This window comes from bacterium (genome assembly GCA_030646995.1).
GTDB lineage: Bacteria > Patescibacteriota > Minisyncoccia > UBA6257 > WO2-44-18 > JAUSKF01.
Window position 1 is genome coordinate 114,634 of sequence record JAUSKF010000004.1, and the last position, 16,295, is coordinate 130,928.

Genomic DNA, 16,295 nt, shown 5'->3' on the forward strand with positions numbered 1-16,295 from the left:
AAATATTTAAACATTAAATGCGGCGGACTTTGGGTGGTCTTGGACCGTTATGCGGAATCGGGGTTACGTCTTTAATAGAAAGGATATTGAAGCCATGGTTCGCCAAAGTGCGGACCGCGGAATCCCGGCCTCCGCCTACTCCGCTGACTACCACGTGCACATTGACCGGACCGGACTTTTTCAACTTCTCAGCAATCACGGCGATTATCTTCGAAGCGGCAAAAGGAGTGGCCTTTTTCGGACCATTGAAACCCAAAGATCCGGCAGTGCTCCAAGCGAGTATATTACCTTTATCATCCGATACCGAAACTAGGGTGTTGTTGTAGGAAGCTTTGACGAAAACTTTGCCGGTATCAAATTTTTTGGAAACCGACTTCTCGCTCGCCTTTGCAACAGCGGCTTCAGTCTTCTGGCCCTCTTTGAGGACTTCTTCGGTGGTTTGTTTTGTTGGTACTTTTTTACCCATGTTGGTTGTGTATTTTTAGTATTTAAATATTTAAACGTTTAAATATTATTTCAACTCGTTTTTACGTTTTCCACTGCCAGCGGTCTTACGAACATTGCCACGCACAGTGCGGGAGTTAGTCTTCGTCCTTTGGCCACGGACCGGGAGCTTGCGGGAGTGACGCATACCCCGATATGACTGCAAATCTTTCAATAAATTAATGTTCTGCTTGATGATTTGACGCAACTCACCCTCAACTTTAAAATTTTTCTCTATATGCGCCTGAATCCGGTTTACTTCCTCAGGGGTAAGAGTCTTGGCACGCTTGCTCGGATCAATTTTTACCTTCTCTAAAGTCTGGATTGCCAGAGTCCGGCCGATGCCGAAAAGATAAGTCAGCGCTATATCAATACGCTTGTTGTCTGGAATATTTGATCCGGAGATTCTCATTGAAGTATATTTTATTATTTAAATATTTAAAGATTTAAACATGGCGCTTCACGCTAGCCCTGCCTCTGCTTATGCTTCGGGTTTTTGCAAACAACATAAACCCGTCCTTTCCGGCGGGTTGTCTTACAGTTAATGCAAATTACCTTTACGGATGAGCGTACTTTCATAAATACAAAAGATTTAGCAAGTATATACTAATATCGTAAAAAACGCAACTCGCTTAAAGACGCCGAATTATCCTAGCTCGAGTGTCCCCATAAGGACTGAATTCCAACAGGACCTTATCTCCCGGCAAAATCTTAATATGGTGTATGCGCATTTTGCCTGAAAGATGGGCAAGTACCATTTTATCCGGAGGAACACTGACCCGAAAGGTGGCCGCCGGCAAAGCCTCTTCTACTCTCCCCTCAAGCACCCTGACGTTCTTTTCTGCCATGTTGCGAGTAATTATAGCAAATTATGAGCGGTTAGTCTAATCAACCGACACCGTAACTTTAGCGAGATTATTCGGAACCTTGGTAACCCAGAAAGGCCAGAGCGAGATGACTGCCGAATCTACATCCTTCATAGCCCCAATCAGGCTCTTCAGCTCCACCTCTGACTTACCTAAGAACCGCGCCTTCAGAGCTTCGGCGTCGATATTTTTTGCCACAGAGCTTTTAAAATCAATCGGGAAGCTTATCCGGCCGGCGGCAAAATCCGCGCGAGCCTTTCCATAACTCAACTCATGACTCTTAATCACATACTCATCTTTTAATTCCTGATTAATCTTTTTCTCCAGCATCTTCATCATGTCAGCCTCTTTGAAGGCCACCGCATTAATTTGACCATCCGCCTTCACGCTAAAGTTGCCCGCCGAATCAACTTGAGTAATCACCTCCTGCTTTAAAATACTAAAACCGGAAGCGCCGTCGATGATTTTAAAATCAGCCGGAATCTTTTTTACCAACTCATCATTCAATAGTTTTTCTAATGCCTCTGCTACGGCGGTTTTTCCTTTTTTGAGGTCAGCATCGGTCGGAAAAGCGGTCTCTCCGATAAATCCACCGGTCATCGCCGATTTTGATTCACCATAGAAAGCCTGATATTTTGGCGTGCCTTTAAATCCGGGGATGCTCAAATAACTCACGGGTCCGATATTATATGAAGCCCCTGCCTGATCAGCGACTACCGTAGCCTCCAAACTTGAAGCCACTATCTTCCCCTCCACAATTTTTGCCGCCGGCACGATAATGCTTTGCGCTAGGCGGAAGATTTTTCCATCCGGAGCGATAAAGCGGGTAGTTGCTACTAAGGGTTGCGGGTCGGAGCTGTAGGCGTTGAAGATGGTAATGGTACCAGTAGCTTTCTGTTGGACATTCTTCTTTCCGGTAGCCGGAAAGGAAAGCTGATGGGATTTCTTTTCAGAAAAAGATTGGCCGGGAATGGTAGCGAGCGCCGGATCGATTACCGCTGATTTTTCCGCCCTCACTGAATCTTTGTAAGGCCAGACCTGTTTGACGCTCACGATTTTTATCTCCGCGCTAGGAAGCACGGTCGCGGCCACGATGCCCGCAACTACTACAACCGCCAGTACTGCTCCCCCGCCGATAAAACCGGTCAGCCGGCCACGAATGCGAGCCGCAATGGGCTTCCGCTGAACCGACTCCACCAGTTTCTTTTTTTTGATATCCGCCTCTTCATCATCTTCTCGGCTTTTTTTGGAAGAAACGATATCGTAAAACTGGCGGCGAGAACGTGACAAAATCGGGTTCAACGATTCCAACCCCGAAAGACTGGCCAACTCAATAACCTTATCATCCACCGATTCAATCACAATTTTCTTTTTCAAAAGCTTTGACTCTCTGGAGATGAGATGGAAATTAGAAAGCGAATCAGCCAACTTGGAAAATCGGGGAATACTTAAAACGATTTCTTTGGCGTCGGAATCGATTAATTTTTCTACTACCAAAGCCACCTCATCGCTTTTGCCGACGGCGATTTTTTTAATTCGATGGATGTTTGGTTTCGTGGGACTCATATATTTTTATTTCAGAATGTCGATATATCGAAATTTCATCTAGACAGGCGACAGCCAACGTACCCGTCGCTTAGCCATCTGGCTCATCCGATCGTCTTGCGGGGCAAGGTACCATTCCAAAACATTCGCAAGTAGGCCGAAGGAATTCTTAGACTGGGCTGTATGCTTAAATTTTATATCAAAGCCGAAGTTTTTGCTAATTATGTCAAGGTCAAGAAGCCGTAATTGGGCCGGCTTACCAAGCTCACCGCGAAAATTCGCCACAAACATCGCCGGCAGGTCAAAGGACGGGTTTACAAATACCAAATTGGTATCCATTTTTTTAATCGCCTGTCCGATACCGTTAGCCAACATCTGTAATTCCCGGCCGAGCAAAGCCTCAACTCGCCGCTTGAAAGTTACAGAAATAAAACCTTGATTATACAAGCCAATAACTTTGGCCGCGGTCTCAGAATCCACGGAAAGATCGGCGGCCAAAGAAGCATTAAGGTTATTTTCTCCCCAAGGGAAATGATCCCAATAAGAATTTTGCGATCCGGAGGAGGCAAACATTAAAGTTTTTCCGGGAAAAATGTTGGCTACGGCAAAATTTTCCGCCGCCTCTGATTTAGCAATTACGTTAGCCCAAGCCGTGCCGTTCTCCGAAATAAACACCACCTGATTGATCGGCAGGGAATCTTTCAATGACTCGGCGAATTGCCGCAGTAAAAAAGTTTGGCTGAAAAGAATTTCTACCGTCTTCGCCTTGAATCCAACCGGATTCACTACCTTGTGCCCATCTAATCGCACTCCCCGGATTTTCACGTCCGACAGCACTACGTCGAGATCGCTAGTTGACATTTTTACGGCCACCCTACTCCGCTGACGATCAAAAAATTTCCAGATTGCTTGAGAGATAAGATTGTCCAACTCCGGCTCATCGATAAGCTCCTTGAAACGATCACGCACTAGAACTACGGAAGAATAAATAGTAGTAGCTAAATGCGAGTCTAATCCCAAAATTATTTTGTATTGCGCCAGCCGGCCGAACTTTTTCAGAAGCTTTTTGAGGTCCGGGCCGGTATGCGTTTTAATGAATTTGAGTTCTTTATTATCAAAATTAGCTTTTATATAGGCCACCCGATTGCTATTCTCCAGAATTTCGACGACCAAAAACCTATCATCCTTTCCTCTCAATAACGACGACAGTTTTGTTTTTAGTAGGTTAAAATCCATCCATTTTTAGGTGGAGGTCACTTAAGTTAAGTATACCATCTCAAACACCAGTATTTACGCGCTACTCGAGCCTATTCTACAATTCCCCTGATACGGCGAACTCCAGCGGAAACTGCCTCTTCTTTGGCAATCTTAAACTTCCCTATCGTTAGGGTGTTAGACACGTGGGGACCGCCGCAGAATTCTTTGGAAAATGCCGAAGGAATATCGTGGCCGACATAATAAACCTTCACGCGCTCGGGGTATTTATCCAAAAAGAAATGGAGCGCCCCGGTTTTCGCGCCTTCTTCTTTCGCCATCTCCTCAAAACCCACCGGCAGGTCTTTCTGGATCTGCTCATTCACTAAGTCCTCCACTTCTTTAATTTCTTCGACTGTCAGCTTCCGCGGGAAGATAAAATCAAAACGAGTACGCTCTACGGTGATATCAGAGCCTTTTTGCTGAACTTCATTGCCCAAAACTTTCCGAAGCGCCGCCTGCATCAAATGAGTCGCAGTGTGCAAACGAGTTACTTTCTTTAATTCCTCGGCGTCTTTCGCTTTCAATTCTCCAGTGTCCAGAAGCAGACCATGACCGCCGAATTTCTTTTCTACGCCCGCGCGAGAAATTTCTTGATGCTTTTTAAATTCTTCATCAAACTCGGTGCGATCCAATCCCTTGCTCGCCTCCGGAGCCAACTCTTTAATCAACTCAAATGGCAGACCGAAAGTTTCGTAAAGATAAAAGCCTTCTTTAGAACTGATGGCGGGGTATTTTTTAATTTCTTTCACGCCGAGCGCGATTGCCTGCTCGAACTTATCTTTCTCCGCCTCCAAGACCTCCAAAATCCTCAACTCTTTAACTTCCGGATAAATATTGCCGAATTTTTCTTTCACCCACTCCACCGCCATCCCAAAGAGATTCCCGTGAACATCGTGGATGGTCTGATAAGCCAAAACGCGGCGAAGTAGGCGACGCAAAATATATCCTGCCTCTTTATTAGAGGGACGCACGCCGTCGGCGACCAAGAAAATGGAGGAGCGAAGATGGTCGGCGAGAATACGAACAACTCGATCTTCAATTCCCGGCGCCATCTCGCGGATCTTGGCGATTAGATCGCTGAAAACATCTGTCTCAAAAACACTCGGCGCGCCCTGCATCACCGTTACCAACCGCTCAAAGCCCATGCCGGTATCAATGCCAGGGGTTTTCAAATTTTCCAGAGTCTTGTCGGACTTTTGGTAGAACTGATTGAAAACATTGTTCCAAATCTCCACCCCCTCGCCTTTTTTCGCCTCCTCGGCAGTCTTAGCTACATAAATTTCAGTGGTCGGCCCGCAAGGACCTTCACTGCCGGTTGGACCCCAGAAATTGTCGGCTCGGCCACGTTTAAATATTTTCTCCACCGGCATGCCGAGTTCTTTGTGCCAGATATCAAAAGATTCGTGATCATATGGAACTGCTCCCTCCCCGGCAAACACGGTGACATAAACCAATTCCGGATTCACTCCGAGAACTTTCGTGACATATTCATACGCCCAATGAATCGCTTCTTTTTTGAAATAACCGCCAAAAGAAAAATTGCCGAGCATTTCAAAAAAAGTGAGATGAGTTTTATCGCCGACTTCATCAATATCGGAAGTGCGGAAACATTTCTGGACAGAAGTCGTACTTAAACTGCCGAAATCTTTTTGCGCGTTCAGTTCTCCGATAAAATATGGCTTGAACTGCTGCATACCGGCAGTCGTCAAAAGCACCGAGGGGTCGGTTGGCAACAATGACGAAGACGGCACGACAGCGTGCCCTTTGGACTTGAAGAAGTCCAGAAATGATTTACGAATCTCCTCGGAGGTCATTCAATGATTTTATAGATTCCAAAGACAATTCTCAAGTTAATACAATATGGTAATCCTACGCTACGCTCAGGATTGCTACTGCTAACCAAATTTTCTGCTTCTTTGAATTGAAAATTTGGAGCAGTAGGTAAAAAAATCCCCTCCGGTTTTTACACCGAAGGGGAACTGGCCTCGTGAACTATGCCTACACGAGCATGTATTTGACGGCGGTCTCCATCACCAGCGACGCCGCCTTCAGGCTAGTGAGCCGGAGCTCACCCACCCAGAAGATCGGGGTGCCGGAGTACGACAGTTGGATCTTCAGCTCCTGCTGAAGAACCAACTCCTCCCCGGTCGGCATCTGGATACGATACTCCAGAATGCCGGTCGGGATATCCCCGAACGCGCTCTCTTCGGGCGCGCACCGGAGGTTGGCCATGACCCGCACTCCGCTCTCAAAGAAGAGAACGAAGTCCGGGTCGCACTTCAGCGCCCGCTCGACACCCTCCACGATGGAGGGCGCCAGCTTCTGGATCTCCGCGAATTCCTTCGCGAAGGTCCGCCCCGCCGGGGAAAGCTCCGACAACGACCTGACTGCCCGTCTGCTCGTCGTGGTGTTGCTCATAACTTTTCTCCTTGAGTAGAATTTCTTGATTAGGCGATCGATCCGCGATGGACCGATCTAGCCCCGGAACCGGCGACTACAGCATACGCAGGCGACCCGCCACCGTGATGGCAATAATCACCGGCTTGACCTCCGGCCCACGATTCATCCGGTAGGCCCACTCTCCGGAACTGGTGTTCCGGACCCTGACCGTACACGCGCCCGACGGCGTTCTAGTGCTATCGGGTTTCAGGATCCAAACCCCAATCTCCAGCTGGAGATTGGCGCCGTGGCCGGTCTGGAAGCTCGAAAAGACGAGCTTCGATTTCAATCGGCCACCAACCTTCAGAAGATCGTCGATCTGCTCGACGATTTTCTGTTTCAGCCGCCCCCAGCCCGTCATGAGCTGGTGCTGAACCTCGTCGGCGGCAATGCCAATCCGAGGCCGGTCGTAGAGCGTAAAGCATGTGTTGACGGCCATACACCTCCTCCTAAATTAGTTTTCAAGGTTAAGCTTAGATCACCTCAATCCAAGCCAAGAAAGTCTAGCATACTTGAGCCTATTTGTCAAGGGCTCATGGCTTCCTACCCCAAGCTCCTCATAAGACCTTCGGCGGCCAAACCGCGACTTATTTAAGCTATTTTTTCGGCCCTAAAATTGGGGTGCGCCAAAATAGCTAAACGCACGGGGCTACGCCTCGGAATCTTATTCGGAGCATTGGGGTAAAGCCTGATTCGCTTTGTTAAAACTGGAACCAAGAATCCCCTACTCGCTCACTTCTACGGCCCCGCCCATGCCCGGGTTTAAATGGTCGTGATACTTCCAAGAACCTGCCTTTTCAAATACAAAAGAATAAGACTCCCCCTCGCTTAAACCGCCCAGGGAATCAAAGCCCGGTAAAACTAAATGGGTTGGGTGCGACGCCGAAGCCGGCCAGTGTGGACGAATATCTTTATTCAACCAGGTAACTTTCGCGCCAGCCGCAACTTGAATCATCGGAGGCTCAAATCCGGTGGTAGTGATAAAGACCGTAATTGATTCCGGCTGAAGAACGGAGGTAGTTTTAATGGGCACATGGCCGATTGCTTCATTGGCCGGAACAGAATTCAACGCTTTGGGAACTTCAATCGATTTAGGATTTTCTAAAGCTCTAAAAAATTCTTCAATAGTAGAAAGAAGAATCTTAACTGTCCGCAGGGAAGCCGCGATGCTTTCCGGAGCCTCTTCTCTTTCGATTGATTTAGCCAAGGCAACAATTCTTCGCTCGGCCTCGCTTAGCAAAGAGAATAGTTTCGGATTCTGCTCTTTAGTAAAGTCGGACTTATTTACCTCGGAAAGCCAAAAGTCATATACCTTATTAATATTTTCCAAATCACTCTCGGCATCCGATATATCCGGATTCAGCTGATTAATCGCATTTTTTAAAGCGGCCTGGGCGGCGGTAGCCTGTCCGAAAGCTCCTCCATAATTACCTTCTTCTAAAAACTTCTCGGCTTGCAAAAGACCGAATTTTGCCCGCTCCACCAGCTCCTTGGGAGCGTTTTTTACGGATACCCGCTCACTAATCATCTCTTCCACCCTGGCCAGCAAGTCTTGCGCTTCGGCCATGGCCTGTTTGGCCCGTTCTTCGCTGATGCCTCCGGCATCTTCAATCTTGGATAAAATTCTCTGGCGAATAATATTTAATTCGTTACGCAATGCCGAGGTAAGCACTTTTTCTCGAACTTCATCAATAAGCCGTAATCGACGCAAACGATCTCCGGACAACCCGCTTAAATCCCCCAATTCCCCGCCAGCCAATACTAATCCCTCCAATTTTCCACCAAATTTCAAAAGTAAATCCTCGCGTAGAAAAGAAACGGATTTTTCCGCTTCTCCTGAAAGCGCTTCTCCTAAACGATCCGCCAAATCGGCGGCCCGCAACTCTCTGAAGGGATCGTTAAGCTCCTGAACCTCCAAAAGAAATTGAGCCTTGAAGTCTCGTGGGTTAACCAACCGAATCGGCGCCTGCGCCAAAGCAGCTGCCAAGGAATCAACCGCTTTTTCTATTTTCTCTAATGAAGCTTTTTCATTCGAATATTTATTGGACAAATCTTCCAGCAATCGGAAGTGGCGCAATCCCTGTGAAATCAAATCCTCCGAAATAGCCGACAATTTGGAGCTTCCGAGCTCGTCTTTGATGGCCTCGAGATTTTCCATCAGCCGGGAAAGGCTATCCAAATAACTATCCAATGCGCGATCAATGGCAAAAAGATTGCCGGTGGCAATTTCCTCCAGCTTCTTAAGTTCTGCCGCTTTTTCGTTCAAAACATTCAACTCCAACTGGGCACGATTGCTGGCGCTAGCCGAGAGTAACTTGCGGAAACCCCGTCCCCATTCTTTCAAAAAATAGAAAGGATTCGAAGGCAAAAGACCGGAGCTTTGGATGCCCAAATCACCCCCTTCTTGAGCCAAAAGGAATGCCTGCGGGACCGTTATAGACAATGCAACGGCCGCCGTTATAAGTATCTTATGTAGTTGTTTCATAGTAATTCCAGCTACACCTTGTTGAGAGCAGAACTTGCCTGCCGAAGGCATGGCTGGAGGCAAAAAGCTATCTAAAATGGGTAGATTTGGACTCTGCCCAACAAAAAAGGCCTTAACAGACCTTAGGGATACTATATCACAAAGGGTATCGGAAAACAATCCTCTTTGGGGAATAAAAAAGCCCCCGTCTGCGTGAGCAAGCGGGGGTAAATCTGGGTCGCGTGGTAGCGGGTTGGGGGCGTAAGCCTCGCCATTGTCCTGCCCATCGGCAGGCATCGCGCTACCGACGCAACCTTTTCGAGAAAACTGCGCGCAGTCCGCGGTGTGGCCCCACCGCGGTGTAGAGGCCACTCATTCGCCTCTATGTTCCGGCGAGCCCCTGAGGGTACTCTATTCTCTCCGCGCCATCCAATTAAGCGGAGTTCTATAAGGCCGGAATTGACACGCACCACTCTTGTGATGCGGCTGCCAGGGTGGCTGCGCGCGCCCACCTGCACCAAAAAGGATCCTTGTCCCTCGCGTAGATCATCAGACCTTACGCAAGGGACTTGTCCCATACATTAGAAATGTACGGTCTCTAACACTACAGTCATTCACTAAAAGCACTTCGTTTTTCTAGCTTTATGGAACACACTGCGAAGCCCTAATCCCCCTTTATAGCGGGATGGGCAAGCCCGCCTGAGGCGGGTAAATAAAAGACCCTTTTTGATGCGGGTGGACTACTTAACGTTCTAGGAGAGATTATAGCGTATAACCTAATTCTTGTCAAGCCCCCACACCAAACGAGAAGTTTGGCTGAATTCTTTTGCTTCTCGTTGTGGTGTGGGGGTCAAGGGCTCCGGCATGTTCCTCGAAACTACTCCCTGCGCTTTGGAAAAAAACGCCTCCGAGACGTTCCTTGAAGATGTTTTCCCAAGATAGTAACCGACCGGTGTTATCCCGCGAGATAACACCCCATCGTTGACTATAAAAACAAAAATCCCCTACCTTCTGCAGAAGGTAGGGGCCGGATGACGTGTTCGCGCTAGTTTAGCGGGCGGCATCGCTTGGGATCAATCATCGCTGTTAGTTGCCCGCAAGGATCGCGACGCGAACACGCTGATTCGTTACTTGTTTGTTGAATCCTCAGCGGGAGTGTTCTCTCTGCGGATGCGATCCACGATCGCCTTGCGCTCCCGCCGGTTTCTTTCTGCCTCTTGATAGCCACACTCCACTTTTTCCAAATCGACCCTATCCCAATACGCCATTCGCTCCCAAACCTCGAACGGGACGCGCACATAGACATCGTCCCCGTCGGGGCTGATGAGTTGCGCCACAGACTCCCGCGGATCGACGAGCTGAAAGAGCTTGACCCTCTTCACCCGGTAACCGTCATAGTCGAGCATCTGTCGAAGCGTCAACTCCGGCCCGCGACGCGCCCGGAAAAATTCACCGAACTCGCCGAAGTACCAGATGCTGAACGCAAGCGCGAAGACCCCGGTGGAAATTAGCGTTGCAGGATGCGTGCCTACCGCCTTCAGCTTCGCCAGCGGCTTTCGGAAAGGGTACATGGCCACACCCACAACCTTCATGAAGGCGTTGCGCAGCCAGCCATTCCTCTGCTCCAGCATTCCTTCCAGCTCATCAATCCGCCTCTGCTTCTCGGTGCACAACTCCACATAATCCGGCTGGTCGACATACTTGGAACCGTCCTGCGGGGCTTCACTCACAGCTTTCCTCCTTGTAAGGGACTGGCGAGATATTAGCATGTCAAACTGAATTCGTCAAACTATAAAAATCCCTGCCGGCAGGCAGGCCCTTCAATAAGAACAAAGCGAACGAGGTTACTTTTTGTTCTCGTAGCTCCTCAAAGCAGAGGCGAAGGCGTGTTGGTTCAAGGAACATCTCGGAGGCGGTTGGGCTTGGCTCGTTCGTTGTCCATATTTACGAACGAACAACCGCCGAGAGAGAAGAAAACCCCGCCGTTGGAGTGGGGTTATTCTGTGTCCGAGAATCAATACGCCAGAGCCCTTTGCGAGAGAATAAAAGTAGCCGAGTGAGCCCTAGTAGCCTTCTAAGGTGTGTGCCTTCCCGTGCCCCCGAATACGAACCAAAGCCTTAGCTTCAATCTGCCGAATACGCTCACGAGTAACGCCGAATTCCTTGCCCACTTCTTCCAGAGTGTGGGTCACGCCATCATCCAAACCAAAACGCATGCTCAAAATCTTCTGCTCGCGGGGAGTCAGGTCAACCAAAATTTCTTTGATTTTGTCACGGAGTAAAGTTTGAGAAGCTACCTGTGAAGGAGTCAGGTTGCGGTCGTCGGGAATGAACTCCGAAAGGGTGGAATCCTCATCATCATCGCCTACTGGAGATTCCAAAGAAACGACGTCCTGGGAAATTTTCTGAATGTGGCGGATCTTTTCTACCGGTATATTCATCTCAATAGCAATCTCTTCCGCCAAAGGCTCACGGCCCAGCTCTTGTAGAAGACGGCGTTTGGCCTGCGTGTATTTAGAAATTGTTTCCACCATATGCACCGGAATACGAATGGTGCGGGATTGGTCGGCTAAAGCGCGGGTAATGGCCTGGCGAATCCACCAAGTGGCATAGGTAGAAAATTTAAAACCACGGCGATAATCAAATTTATCGACGGCACGGGATAAACCTATGTTACCTTCCTGCACCAAATCCAAAATGCTCAAATTCGGAGAGCGATTCACATACCGCTTGGCGATAGAAACCACTAAACGCAGGTTGGCCTGAATGAAATGACGGCGGGCTTCTTGGTCCCCTTTTTCAATTTTCTTCGCCAACTCCCTTTCTTCCTCGCCTTTCAAGAGTGGGGTCTTACCAATTTCTTTTAAATACATCTGTACAGCGTCAGGCAAATGCTCGCCTACGGTCGCCTCCTCCAATTCTTTAGTGCTAATCTCTTCTTTCGGAAGTTCAATTAATTGATTGGTTTCTATTACTTTAATCTGGGACTCTTCGAGTTTGTCGTAAATCTCTTCTAAAAAGCTGATATCGTCTTCAACATGCGGAAAATAATTCAAAACCTCGCCGTCGGTCACGAAACCGCGACTTCGGCCTCTTTCGATAAGCTCACCCAAGGCCTGCAAATCAATTTCCCGTTTCGCGGCTTTTTTGCCGGTGAGTTTACCCTGTTTTGCATTAGATTTCTTCGAGAACTTCTCCACCTTCTTGGACTTCATAGTAATCCCCTTAGCCTTTCTAGACGCCTGCCTACCGGTAGGCAGGGCTTTTTTAACGGTTTTTTTGACCGTCTTTTTAGCTATCTTCTTAACTTTTTTAAGCTTGCTCCGTGAGAGCGAAGCAACTTTACGGGGTTTCAATTTTTTCACCATAAGTAGAAAACGACCCTGCTTGCTATGCCAAAGTCGCTTGTTTCTCTAAATTCTGCATTTCTTGAAGTACTTTGTCAAAGGCAGAGAGGGCCGCTGTAAGCTCAGCCTCATTATTCTTCTGCTCGGCGAGTTTAATAGACCAGAGCAATTCCTGCTTATGGGAGCGCAAATTTTCCATCTTTAACTGACGCACCAACTCCAATAACTCGGCTTTGGCCTTAACTTCGTCGGATTCAAAGTCCAAACCGGATCGTAAGCTGACTAAATCAGCCACCGGCTTCAGTTCAACATTCAACGACAAAGATTTCGGGTCCCTACCGTGCTCCAAAATAGCCCTATAACTTTCCGGAATATGCTCAATGTTATTTTTTATATCTTCATAGAAAGCCGGATGATTTAACACTAGCGAAATAGTCCGCTGGCTAATCAGATCCTTGCGTGATAATTGCGGAAGTTTGGCTTTTTCGGCGGGCTCCACAGCCGAGTCGGTAAATTTCGGCGCCTCATCTTTGATGTTCAACATTTCTTCCTCCAGCGTTGTCTGAGCGACACCACTCTGATCGGAAATAATTTTCAACCAATGCGAACGCTCCACTGGGCTAGCTATCACCCGAAGTCGGGATAAAAGCGCCCGTACATTCTTTTTCCAAACCAGCGTGTCGGAACGATTAGATATTTGATGCTGACTAATCAAATATTCCATCGCCGGCTTAGCCTCGGAAACCAGCTTCACCATCATTCCGGGATTCGCCTGCGCGATATCTGCCGGATCCTTCACGCCAAGATCCGCCGGCACCGACAAAACTTTAATCGAAAAATCGGCGGCATTTGCCAAATCAATCGTGCGTTCGGCGGCCATTTTTCCGGCGGCGTCCTGATCGAAAGAAAGTACTAAAGAATCCGAAAGGCGTTTGAGATTACGGAGGTGATCAACGGTGAGCGCCGTTCCGGATGTCGCCACCAAATTCTTCACTCCGTCCTGCCAAGACATTATCAAGTCCATCTGACCTTCCACTAGTACGGCGGTACGGCTGTCGCGGATAAAATTCTTGGACTTATCCAGGCCATAAAGTAGCTTCGATTTATTGAAAATTGGCGTTTCGGGCGAGTTCACATATTTCCCTAAATTTTCCGATTCAAATCCCGGCATAATTCTTCCCGTAAAAGCGATGGTTTTGCCGAAAGAATTAATCAACGGAAACATTATCCGATTACGGAAACGGTCCCGAAAAGTACCGCGGTCGGTTTTCAGAGAAAGTCCGGCTTTTTCAATCGCGGTGATTGCATAGCCTTTGCCGAGTAAAAATCTGGTGAGGACTTCGGGTTGGTCGGGAGCGAACCCGATTTCAAACTCTGCTATAGTTTCCGGCTTCAGGCCTCGGGATTTTAAATATTCGCGGACGGCGGGGGTGAGTTGGGATTTGAAAAAGTCCTTAGCTAAGCGATTAGCTTCATATAAAACATTCAGGGCTTTCTGATCAGGTCCGGAAATTTGCCCGATATCCACGCCTGTTTTTTCCGCGAGAATTTTCAAGGCTTCAAAGAATTCTATATTTTCAAAACGCATCAAGAATGCAAAAATATCTCCTCCGACATTACAACCGAAACAATGCCACATCTGTCGGTCAGGCGAAACGATAAAAGACGGGCTCTTCTCTTTGTGAAACGGGCAATGGCCTTTGAGATTCTTTCCGGCAGGATTCAACGGCACGTAAACTCGGATAAAATCCGCGATATCCAACTTATCTTTTATCTGCTGGGTGTTATCCGACATGCCTTGATTTTACTCGATTTATACCATTGTAGGCAATAAAAAGACCCAGCATGTCTCTAGATCGTTATGGTTCAACAGTTTTTGATAATTCGAGAGAAAGTACTACCTAAAAATCCATCGAGGACTCCAGCTTGGGCAAATTAATGGTGTCGATAAGAGCCATTTTCAAGCTAGCAGCCTCCTTTTCAATTACCGGACCGTCATAATCTCCGCTGTGCGCAGTTGAGCCTTTATAAACCGGCGCTTTCTGGTCAAGGTGCAGATTAACCACCAATTTTTTCGTGGTTTTATTGAAAGAAGCATAGACGTGAAAACGCGGATACAAATTATCCGATAGGCCGCGATAAAAACGCCACTCCCCCGTTTTTTGGTCGTTGCCGTCAAAATGATAACCGACCGAACGCATCGAGTCGGTAAGATTCTCGGTGAAGTTTAGAAATTCAATTGTCATTTATTTAACTCTTATTTCGCCGGTCATTGTGGCGGGATTGTCGGAGGAATGATAAGTGTAGGTGCCGGGGAAATTAAACAGATGAGTAAAAAGCTCGCCGTATTTAAGTTGGGTAGAATTCGCAAGTTTAGTCAGTAATCCGGCCGGTTGAGAATCAAAGTTCACGGAATGAAAAAGTTCGTCACCATTCTTCCAGAGAACCTTCGTCCCCGGGCTGACTACAATCCTACGAGGATTAAAATCAAAATCTTTCATATCTACCAGCACCTCCGTGATTCCCCGCAAATCAAAATATCCGGCTGGCACCTCTTCTGTAAAAATACCCTCCTCTTTCTCCGGCAGTCCCGATTGAAAATAATTAAAAAATACAAATAAACCGGCCAAACAAATAGCGGCGGTCAATACTCCAATTAGAAATAAACGCTTCATACAAGAAAAGTCTAACGCAAATTCCGGTAATAAAAAACCTCTGCAATTACGCAGAGGCTTTGTTTGTTTCTAAAATGGCTTTATTTGCTTCAGCAAATCGGAAGCCGGATTAAACCTGAACTTCTTCACCGGTTCGAAGAAGTCACTACATTGCTCAAGCGCAAAGACAATCTCTTTCGCTTCTTCGCTAGTCAAACTTTCCTTCATTCCCTTCTCCAAAACTTCGATAGTGTATTTGGGGGAAAGAAGCTCGGGATCTCGGCCGGGCACTCTCTTGGCCCGCTCTTCGAGCATCCGCCTCGGCAACTCTTTCGCAAGGAACCAAAGCGCATCGCGAAGTTTTGCATAAGTCTCAGAGCTTGTGTCAGCGTTGCATTCTTTCACGGCTCGGAGAACCGACCGGAAAGAAGGCGGCCTCTTAACTGATGCCGCGCGGCAGGCCAACACTCCGCCGATGCCTCCGCCATCCGCCCTTTCTGGCGGAGGCGGATCCGCTTCAAGCACTTCGCAAGATGGCAGGAGAAGGATTGCCTCGGAATCAATCTCCTTCTCTTCGGGCTCGGCCGATGCCAGCCTGACATCGGAAACCAACAGCGAACAAGGCAGATTCAAATTTTTCAAAGATTGCGGGATGTGGTCGTAGGAAATAACATGTACCAATTTTCCGGCGACAATCAGCGCTTGCACCAGCTTGAAGAACGGCTCACCGCCATCCCCTGTGCAAAGCACTACTCCCTGAACGCGAGCATCGTTAGCCATCAGCAAACCGATTTCGCAAAGGGCCAAATCCGCAGAATCCTTCCCTTGTGGAACCAGAATCACGGAAGTGAAGTCGCGATCAATGAGGCACTGCATCATCCGAGAATTATCTTTGCGCATCGCCACCGGCTTCTTCCGAATGTCAGCGCTCTCTCCATGCACAACAGACTTCGGGGCAGACAGCGCAGCATCTGCGCGAATCAAAGGTCCAAATTGACCGGCAATTCGATCAGCTTGATCAATCGCTAGATTCAAAACCTTTACATCCGTCAGGCTGCAACCATCATCGTGCCTTGCCTGAATAGTCAAATTTTCAACGTCCATCAAGATGACACTGCCCTTGAGCGTACTCGTCTCCGCATGCATGGCTTTTCCTCTCCAAGACAGCGGTGATATCTTACTAATTTTTTGCCAAAAAGTAAAGGGCTCGCTCGGTCTTTGCATAACTTCTCACTCGACC

Annotated in this window: 16 protein-coding genes; all 16 read right to left on the reverse strand. The window is 47.9% G+C overall.

Annotation, left to right across the window (positions count from 1 at the left end; all coding sequences use genetic code 11):
- Window positions 1-13: 13 nt before the first annotated feature.
- The 16 genes from rpsK to Q7S83_02230 all read right to left on the reverse strand — a co-directional run bounded on the left by rpsK (window position 14) and on the right by Q7S83_02230 (window position 16,279).
- Complete coding sequence (gene rpsK / locus Q7S83_02155; protein MDO8466923.1) at window positions 14-466, reverse strand: 30S ribosomal protein S11; 453 nt, start codon at window positions 464-466, stop codon at window positions 14-16.
- Window positions 467-511: 45 nt separating this feature from the next.
- Window positions 512-895 carry a 30S ribosomal protein S13 gene (gene rpsM, locus Q7S83_02160; GenBank protein ID MDO8466924.1) on the reverse strand — a complete coding sequence of 128 codons (384 nt, stop codon included), beginning with the start codon at window positions 893-895 and terminating at the stop codon, window positions 512-514.
- Between the two features lie 53 nt (window positions 896-948).
- Window positions 949-1,062, reverse strand: a complete 114-nt coding sequence (rpmJ, locus tag Q7S83_02165; GenBank protein MDO8466925.1) for a 50S ribosomal protein L36 — start codon at window positions 1,060-1,062, stop codon at window positions 949-951.
- 53 nt (window positions 1,063-1,115) lie between these two features.
- A complete protein-coding gene (infA, locus tag Q7S83_02170) occupies window positions 1,116-1,331 on the reverse strand; it encodes a translation initiation factor IF-1 (protein ID MDO8466926.1) in 216 nt (71 codons plus the stop codon).
- 36 nt (window positions 1,332-1,367) lie between these two features.
- A complete protein-coding gene (locus Q7S83_02175; protein MDO8466927.1) occupies window positions 1,368-2,915 on the reverse strand; it encodes a hypothetical protein in 1,548 nt (515 codons plus the stop codon).
- Between the two features lie 39 nt (window positions 2,916-2,954).
- A complete protein-coding gene (locus tag Q7S83_02180; protein MDO8466928.1) occupies window positions 2,955-4,130 on the reverse strand; it encodes a hypothetical protein in 1,176 nt (391 codons plus the stop codon).
- 71 nt (window positions 4,131-4,201) lie between these two features.
- Window positions 4,202-5,965 carry an alanine--tRNA ligase gene (locus Q7S83_02185; GenBank protein ID MDO8466929.1) on the reverse strand — a complete coding sequence of 588 codons (1,764 nt, stop codon included), beginning with the start codon at window positions 5,963-5,965 and terminating at the stop codon, window positions 4,202-4,204.
- 184 nt (window positions 5,966-6,149) lie between these two features.
- Window positions 6,150-6,569 carry a hypothetical protein gene (locus Q7S83_02190; GenBank protein ID MDO8466930.1) on the reverse strand — a complete coding sequence of 140 codons (420 nt, stop codon included), beginning with the start codon at window positions 6,567-6,569 and terminating at the stop codon, window positions 6,150-6,152.
- 76 nt (window positions 6,570-6,645) lie between these two features.
- The gene (locus Q7S83_02195) at window positions 6,646-7,029 is read right to left on the reverse strand and encodes a hypothetical protein (GenBank protein MDO8466931.1); all 384 of its coding nucleotides are present in this window, start codon (window positions 7,027-7,029) and stop codon (window positions 6,646-6,648) included.
- Between the two features lie 285 nt (window positions 7,030-7,314).
- Entirely contained in the window at window positions 7,315-9,075 is a 1,761-nt protein-coding gene (locus Q7S83_02200) for a hypothetical protein (protein MDO8466932.1), read from the reverse strand.
- Between the two features lie 1,106 nt (window positions 9,076-10,181).
- The gene (locus Q7S83_02205; protein MDO8466933.1) at window positions 10,182-10,784 is read right to left on the reverse strand and encodes a hypothetical protein; all 603 of its coding nucleotides are present in this window, start codon (window positions 10,782-10,784) and stop codon (window positions 10,182-10,184) included.
- 333 nt (window positions 10,785-11,117) lie between these two features.
- Entirely contained in the window at window positions 11,118-12,410 is a 1,293-nt protein-coding gene (locus Q7S83_02210) for a sigma-70 family RNA polymerase sigma factor (GenBank protein MDO8466934.1), read from the reverse strand.
- Between the two features lie 34 nt (window positions 12,411-12,444).
- Entirely contained in the window at window positions 12,445-14,196 is a 1,752-nt protein-coding gene (gene dnaG / locus Q7S83_02215) for a DNA primase (GenBank protein ID MDO8466935.1), read from the reverse strand.
- 106 nt (window positions 14,197-14,302) lie between these two features.
- On the reverse strand, window positions 14,303-14,647 hold the full coding sequence (locus tag Q7S83_02220) for a hypothetical protein (protein MDO8466936.1): 345 nt from the start codon (window positions 14,645-14,647) through the stop codon (window positions 14,303-14,305).
- The gene (locus tag Q7S83_02225) at window positions 14,648-15,076 is read right to left on the reverse strand and encodes a plastocyanin/azurin family copper-binding protein (protein ID MDO8466937.1); all 429 of its coding nucleotides are present in this window, start codon (window positions 15,074-15,076) and stop codon (window positions 14,648-14,650) included. It lies immediately after the preceding gene.
- 69 nt (window positions 15,077-15,145) lie between these two features.
- Window positions 15,146-16,279, reverse strand: a complete 1,134-nt coding sequence (locus tag Q7S83_02230) for a hypothetical protein (protein ID MDO8466938.1) — start codon at window positions 16,277-16,279, stop codon at window positions 15,146-15,148.
- Between the last annotated feature and the right edge of the window lie 16 nt (window positions 16,280-16,295).